5 protein-coding genes are annotated in these 6,702 nt (G+C 73.4%); 1 reads left to right on the top strand and 4 read right to left on the bottom strand.

The genetic code is table 11. The annotated features are described in order from the left end of the window. Window positions 1-226: 226 nt before the first annotated feature. The 4 genes from ACI782_RS25915 to ACI782_RS25900 all read right to left on the bottom strand — a co-directional run bounded on the left by ACI782_RS25915 (window position 227) and on the right by ACI782_RS25900 (window position 5,858). Window positions 227-1,453, bottom strand: coding sequence for an epoxide hydrolase family protein (locus tag ACI782_RS25915; protein WP_456912993.1), 1,227 nt, complete (start codon window positions 1,451-1,453; stop codon window positions 227-229). Window positions 1,454-1,628: 175 nt separating this feature from the next. Continuing rightward, window positions 1,629-2,390, bottom strand: a complete 762-nt coding sequence (locus ACI782_RS25910; protein ID WP_456912992.1) for a ferredoxin reductase — start codon at window positions 2,388-2,390, stop codon at window positions 1,629-1,631. After that, window positions 2,360-2,962 (bottom strand): molybdopterin-dependent oxidoreductase, encoded by a 603-nt coding sequence (locus ACI782_RS25905; RefSeq protein WP_456912991.1) that lies wholly within the window; start codon window positions 2,960-2,962, stop codon window positions 2,360-2,362. The genes ACI782_RS25910 and ACI782_RS25905 overlap by 31 nt, the downstream gene beginning before the upstream one ends. A 79-nt stretch (window positions 2,963-3,041) precedes the next feature. Beyond that, complete coding sequence (locus ACI782_RS25900) at window positions 3,042-5,858, bottom strand: AAA family ATPase (protein WP_456912990.1); 2,817 nt, start codon at window positions 5,856-5,858, stop codon at window positions 3,042-3,044. Window positions 5,859-6,236: 378 nt separating this feature from the next. Here ACI782_RS25900 and ACI782_RS25895 point away from each other — a divergent pair, with 378 nt between their 5' ends. After that, window positions 6,237-6,533, top strand: coding sequence for a DUF6510 family protein (locus tag ACI782_RS25895; RefSeq protein ID WP_456912989.1), 297 nt, complete (start codon window positions 6,237-6,239; stop codon window positions 6,531-6,533). Window positions 6,534-6,702: the final 169 nt, after the last annotated feature.

The following is a 6,702-nucleotide window of genomic DNA, read 5'->3' as shown; positions in this document are numbered from 1 at the left end:
GCACCGTCTCCCGCTCGGGCCAGACGGTCGCCGCGACGCGCCGGCGCAGCTCGGTGAGCGCCTCGTCGGGCACCTCCACCCGGAACGGGCGGACGGCCCTGCTGGTCTCCTGGTCGACTGCGGTCATGGTCCTGCCCCTCTACTCGCGATCTGCAGGGAATCCTGGATGGCCCGCTGGGGCGGCTCCAGGGAGGCGTCGGCGTCCTCGGAGCCGCCGGGCCCGGGATCAGCGCCGCGGTTCGGGGACCTGGGGTGCGCGCAGCGGACGGAAGGCGGCCCGGACCTCGGTCGTGAACAGCTCGGGCTCCTCCCAGGCGGCGAAGTGGCCGCCCCGGTCGACCTCGTTGAAGTACGTGAGGGTGGGGTAGCTCCGCTCGGCCCACGTGCGCGGTGTCTGCCAGATCTCGCCTGGGAAGGTGGTGAAGCCGACCGGGACCGAGACCTCCGGAGGAGTCCGACCGGCCGCGGCCGCGGGTGCGTCGGGTCCGTAGCTCTCCCAGTAGGACCGGGCGGCCGAGGCCCCGGTGCCGGTCAGCCAGTACAGCGTGATGTTGTCGAGGACGTGGTCCCGCGTGAGGTTGCCCGTCGGCTGTCCGTCGACGAAGGCGCGGGACATCTTGTAGTAGGAGTCGGTGTCGTGGTCGAGCATCCAGGAGGCCAGGGCGGCGGGTGAGTCCAGCAGGCCGTAGCCGATGGTCTGCGGCCGAGTGGCCTGTTCCAGGAAGTACGCGAAGCCGCTCGCCCGGAACGTGGCGATCGCATCGAGAGCTGCGCGCTCCGGCTCGGTGTCGCCCGGCAGCTGGGTGCCCAGCGCGGTGACGAGCAGGTTCAGGTGGATGCCGACGAGCCCTTCGGGTGCCTGGCGACCCATCGCGTCGGTGACGCCGGCGCCCACGTCGCCGCCCTGTGCGACGTAGCGCGGGTAGCCCAGGCGGCGCATCAGCACCGCCCACGCCCGTCCGACGCGGGCGACGTCCCACCCGAGTTCGGTCGGCTCGCCGGAGAAGCCGTAGCCGGGCAGGGACGGCAGCACCAGGTGGAAGGCGTCCTCGGCGCGTCCGCCGTACGCGGTCGGGTCGGTGAGGGGCCCGACGGTCTCGAGCAGCTCCACGACGGAGCCGGGCCAGCCGTGCGTCATGACCAGCGGCATCGCGGTCTCGTGCGGCGAGCGCACCTGGATGAAGTGGATGTCCACGCCGTCGATCTCGGTGACGAACTGCGGCAGCGCGTTCAACTTCGCCTCACACCTGCGCCAGTCGTACTCGGTCGCCCAGTAGCGGCACAGTTGCTGCATGGTCGCCAACTGCACGCCCTGCGAGCGATCTGTGACCAGCTCCCTGGAGGGCCAGCGCGTCGAGTCGATGCGCCGGTGCAGCTCGGTCAGTGCCTCGTCCGGGACGGCCACGCGGAACGGACGAATGGCCCTGCCGGTCTCTTCTGCGACTGCGGTCATGGTCGAGTCTGCCCTTCTCTGTAGGGAGTGGCCGCGATCGGTTGCGCGGGCCGGGCTGGCCCAAGGTGGAGGCGTGGGCCCGCGCGCCGGCTTGGCCATGGCCACCGGATGACCTGCTCCGCCTGTGCGTCGGCCGACGCCTGGATCCCCACACGGTCCGGTCGTCGCGGGCCCGTCACGACGTGCCGTCCGATCCACCGAAGCGCTCGAGCCTGATCCGCGACGGGTCGTGACCGAGGTCCACGAGCGTCGTGGCGACGCTCTCCACGAAGGCCGTCGGGCCGCAGGCGAAGACCCTCGGCCGCGTCGTGGGCGGGAATGCGTGCTCTTCGAGCATGCGGCCGTCGATGCGCCCGGTCGGTCCCCGCCAGTCGGGCGGTGACTCCCGCGTCAGCGTGACCGTGGTCAGCGGGCCGAGGGTCTCGCGGCCCAGGAGGTCGTCGCGCGTGCGGGCCGAGTACAGCAGCCGTACCGCCGTGGAGCTGCCGGTACGCCGGTGGTGGTCCAGCATGGCGAGGAAGGGCGAGACGCCGACACCTCCCGCCACGAGCTGCACCGGTCGCCGAGCGTCGTCCGCATGCCCGCTCCGGTCGCGGTCGGCCGACCAGACGAAGTACCCGCCGATGGGGCCGCGCAGCTCCAGCAGGTCCCCGGGGCGCAGTTCGTCGGTGAGGTAGGGCGAGACCTCGCCGTCCGCGAGCCGCTCGACCAGCAGGTGCAGCCAGGGGTCCTCGGGGGCGGAGGCCACCGAGTAGCTGCGCTGGGCCGTGTAGCCGTCCTCGGCGGTCAGTCTCAGGTCGATGTGCTGACCGGGCAGGTGGCCGGGCCACTCCGGGACGTCGAAGAGCAGCCGGTGGACGCGTGCGGACTCGCGCCGGTTCTCCAGGACCGTCGCCCGCAGCCAGGTCAGTCGCCGCTGTACCGCTGCTCGCGCCATGGGTCCCCGCGATCGTGGTAACCGAACGTCTCCCAGAAGCCCGGCTCGTTGACCGGGGTCAACGCGAACCCGCGGAGCCACTTGGCGCTCTTCCAGAAGTAGAGGTGCGGGACCAGCAGCCGCACCGGCCCTCCGTGCTCGGGAGCCAGCGGCCGGCCGTCGTAGGTGTCGACGACCCACGCGCGCCCGTCGGTCACGTCGGCGAGCGGCAGGTTCGTGGTGTAGCCACCGTCGCAGAACGCCAGGAGGTGTGCGGCCTCGGTCTGGACCTCGGCCAGCAGCGTGTCGACCGAGACACCTTCCCACCGGGTGTCGAACTTCGACCACTTGGTCACGCAGTGGACGTCCACCGACACCGCCTCGCGCGGCAGGCTCCGGAACTCCTCCCAGGTCCAGCGCCGGACCCCGTCGACCGCGCCCTGGATCGTCAGGTCCCATCCGCTCAGGGGCGTTCGCGGGGTCGGACCGGCCGACAGCACGGGGAAGTGGTCACCGACGTCGTACTGGCCAGGTGGTAGTCGCTGGTCCGTGCGCGGCTCCCGCCGGCCGAACCCTCGAGAGACCACTGACATGGCGGCTCCTCCCCGACGTCACCTCGAGCTGTGCCGACCCTGTCGGGACGGCCGGGGCGAGGCATCAGTCAAAGGACGGTCAACGGGCGCCGGCGCTCCGCGGCATCTCGACGATCTCGGGCGCCGTGCCGTTCAACGCATCGCGCAGTGCAGCCCGCGAGCTGATGCCCAGCTTCGGGAAGACGCGGTAGAGGTGGGCGCCGACCGTCCGTGGGGACAGGTACAGCCGGCTGCCGATCTGCTTGTTGGACAACCCGGAGGCCGCGAGCATGGCGATCTGGTACTCCTGCGACGTCAGGGCGCCCGTTCCCCGCTCGACGGTGGCGGACCGGTGGGTCAGCCCGGTCGCTCGCAGCTCGTTCCAGGCCCGCTCAGCCCACGGTCGGGATCCGAGGTCGCGGAAGGTCTCCAGCGCCGCGGCCAGCTGCACGCGCGAGGCGTTGGTCGCCCGCGTCCGCCGCAGGTGCTCGCCGAAGGCGAGCTGGACCCGCGCGCGCTCGAAGGGGTACCGGTCCGCCCCGGGGACGGCCAGGGCCCGCTCGAACCGCCCCGCCGCCTCCTCCCCGGACGCGACGAGAGCCGCGGAGCCGGCCAGGAGGAGGCCGAGCCTCGGTCGACCGGCGAAGACCCTGGCCCGGCCCACGGCCGCCACGTGCGCCGCGGCCTCGGCGGAACGCCCCGTCCGGACCGCCGCCTCGACCAGGTCCATCACGACGCGCAGCGCGACCGGGCCGCACGGGGCGGGGCCACCGACCGGGCTGACGGCCGTGAGCTGCCGATACGCCTCCTGGAAATCACCTCGCCCCAGAGCGGCCAGTCCGCGGACGTGGTGCGCGAAGTCCTCGAACAGGTGGATCCCTCGCGGCAGCGACCACGCGACAAGGTCGTCGGACACGACCTGCGCGGTCTCGCCGTCCCCCCGCGCGGCGGCCACCAGGGCCGAGCAGTAGACGCCGTACCGCGTGATGAGCCGGTACCCCAGCCGGTCCCCCCAGGCGATGCCCTCCTCGGCCGTGCCCACGGCCTCGTCCCAGCGCCCAGCGTCGAGTGCGTCGTGGCACAACAGCACCAGGCCCTTGACGGCGGCAGCCGCCGCGCCGCCCTGCCTGCCGTCCCTGACCACCCTCCTGAGCGCTCTGCGGCAGTCACCGAGGCGATCGGCGTACCAGGCGGCCATCCCGACCCGGACCACGAAGGTGGGATCGACGGCGGCGTCTACCGAGGCGAGCAGCTCGTCCAGCCACTCGAGCGCAGCAGCTGTCGCCCGGACCGGGTCGGCGAACAGGCTGCTGGACACCGACAGGACCGGCGGGACGTCGGGTCCCAGAGCCGTCAGTGCCCACTCCACGGGCCGCCAGAGCTCCTCGCGACCGCCGAAGTGACACACCGTCATGAGGCTGTACAGCGCGTCCTCGACCACGTCGGCAGGAGACCCGTCCTCCACGGCGTGCTCGACAGCCCTGGCCAGGACCAGGTGGGCGGTTCCGACGTCACCATCCCCGTTGAGCAGGTGGTGGGCAGAAGCGACCGCGACTTCGAGGGATGCCGCCGTCCCGGGATCGGCCGTGCGTGCCTCGCGCAGCAGTCGGGGGACGGTCCGGAGCTCCCCGGTGGTGTCGGCGGCCACGGACGCCGCCGCGGCCAACCGGCGCGCTCGGTCCGGACCGTTGGGTGTCAGTCCGGCCGCCTGGAGCAGGGTCTGGACGGCACGGACCGGATCCCCCCTCCGTCGTGCCCGCTGCGCAGCGGTCTCGAGGAGGTCGGCGGCCCGGGCGTCGGAGCCCACGACGGCCTCGGCGAGGTGCCAGGCGCACTCCTCCGGCCGGTCGACCAGCACGGAGGCCAGGGCCCCGTGCGCGCGCCGGATCTCTCCGCTGGACGAGATCTCGACCGCTGCAGAGCCGATGAGCGGGTGCCCCAGCACCACGCGCTGACCGCTCAGGTCGATGCGCACCAGCCGCGCCCGCTCGGCCGGCGCCAGGTCGTCGAGCCACCGGTCGTCGGCAGCGGCCGCGCGCAGTGTCCGGAGATCACCCGTCCCCTCGAGGGAGGCCAGCAGCAGCAGCCATCGGGTCGTGGCGGGCAGGCCGGCGAGCTGCTGGACGAAGACCCGCCGGAGCTGACCGCTCAGCGTCAGAGCCGGGGGGAGGGGGGCGGAACCGGTGCGCTGGGCCTCGGTCATCACGGCAGGCAGTTCCAGCAGGGCCAGCGGATTGCCCGCGGATGCCGACAGGACACGCTCGCGGATCCGTGGGTCCAGGAGGGGGAACCGGGCCTGCAACAGGTCCGCGGCGGCGTCCGCGTCCAGTGGTGGCACCTCGAGCTGGGGGAGACCAACCTGGAGCAGGGCGCTGTCACTCCCTGTCCTGGCCGCCGCCAGGAAACCGATACGACTGCGGTGCACCCGGCGAGCGACGAAGCCGAGGACCCGGACGCTCGACCGGTCCAGCCACGGCAGGTCGTCCACGACGATGAGAACCGGCCGGGACTGCGCGCCTCTCCTCACGAGGGCGAGGACGGCGGCCGACACCAGGAGCGGGGACGGCGAGCTGCCGCAGCCCAGCCCGAGGGCCACGTCGAGCGCCCGGCGGTGCGGTCCGGCGAGCGCGTCGACGTCGTCGAGGAGGGGGAGCAGGAGCTGGTGCAGCCCCGCGAAGCCCACCTCGGCCTCGAACTCGACCCCCGCCGCCCGCAGGACCGTGGCACCCGACGCCTCGGCATGCCGCGCGGCGGTCTCCAGCAGGACGGACTTACCGACACCCGGTTCACCCGTCATCAGCAGCACGTCGTCCCGGGTGAGAGCACGCTCGACGAAGGATCGGAGCACCGCGGACTCGGCCGACCGCCCGAACAGCTCGGCCCCTTCCGTCCGGTCGGAGGGCGAGACGTCGGGCATGGAGTCCCCTCTCCTGCGTCCCCGGGTGAGCCGGGGTGTCGAGCCCTCACGGGGAGGACGCCGTCGAGCTGGATCCGTACCGGGGCTGCTGGGTGAGAGACTCTCTCACCCCGTCGCGGGTCACCAGGGACTTCGGACTCGGTGGGTCCCCGTGCGACAGTCGGATGACGGATGCGCAGGCCACGACCGCGCTGCCACGGTCAGCTGACCGTGATCCGCCCTGGCCGCCGACGCGCAGGCGCGTACGGGCGGCGGGACGACCGAGGCGGGACCGGGATGGCGACGTGCCGGATGGTCCACCTGGGACGGACGAGGGGTCACCAGGCTGGACCGAACGGCCACGAGCCGGCGAGGTGGGTCGGATGGGAGGTGTGACCCGTGACGGATGTCCCCGGGTCGTCTGATCGGCGTCTGGACGGCAACGCGGCGGCTGGGGTGCTCGGCGAGGTCCTCGCTGTGGACCCGACCACGGCCGTCTCGACCTGCGTGCACTGCGGGGCCACGGCGCCCCTGGGGCAGCACCTCGTCTACGCCGATGCCCCTGCGCTGGTGCTCCGGTGCCCGAGCTGCATGCAGGTGGTGCTCCGGTGCGGATCGGACACGGCTGGAATGCGCCTGGAGATGACCGGGGTGCGGCTGCTCAGGATGGCCCGTGAGGGCGGCGTCTCCCTCTGAACCGGGGGACCGGCGGTGGGCGACGACCCCAGCGACGGTCCGCGCCGCCGGGCCGCGAGCCGAGATGACGACGGTCGGGGGGGGGGGGGGGGGGGGGGGGGGGGGGGGGGGGGGGGGGGGGGGGGGGGGGGGGGGGGGGGGGGGGGGGGGGGGGGGGGGGGGGGGGGGG

Source organism: Geodermatophilus sp. SYSU D00703 (assembly GCF_054050155.1).
This window is presented reverse-complemented; position numbering and strand designations above follow the sequence as displayed.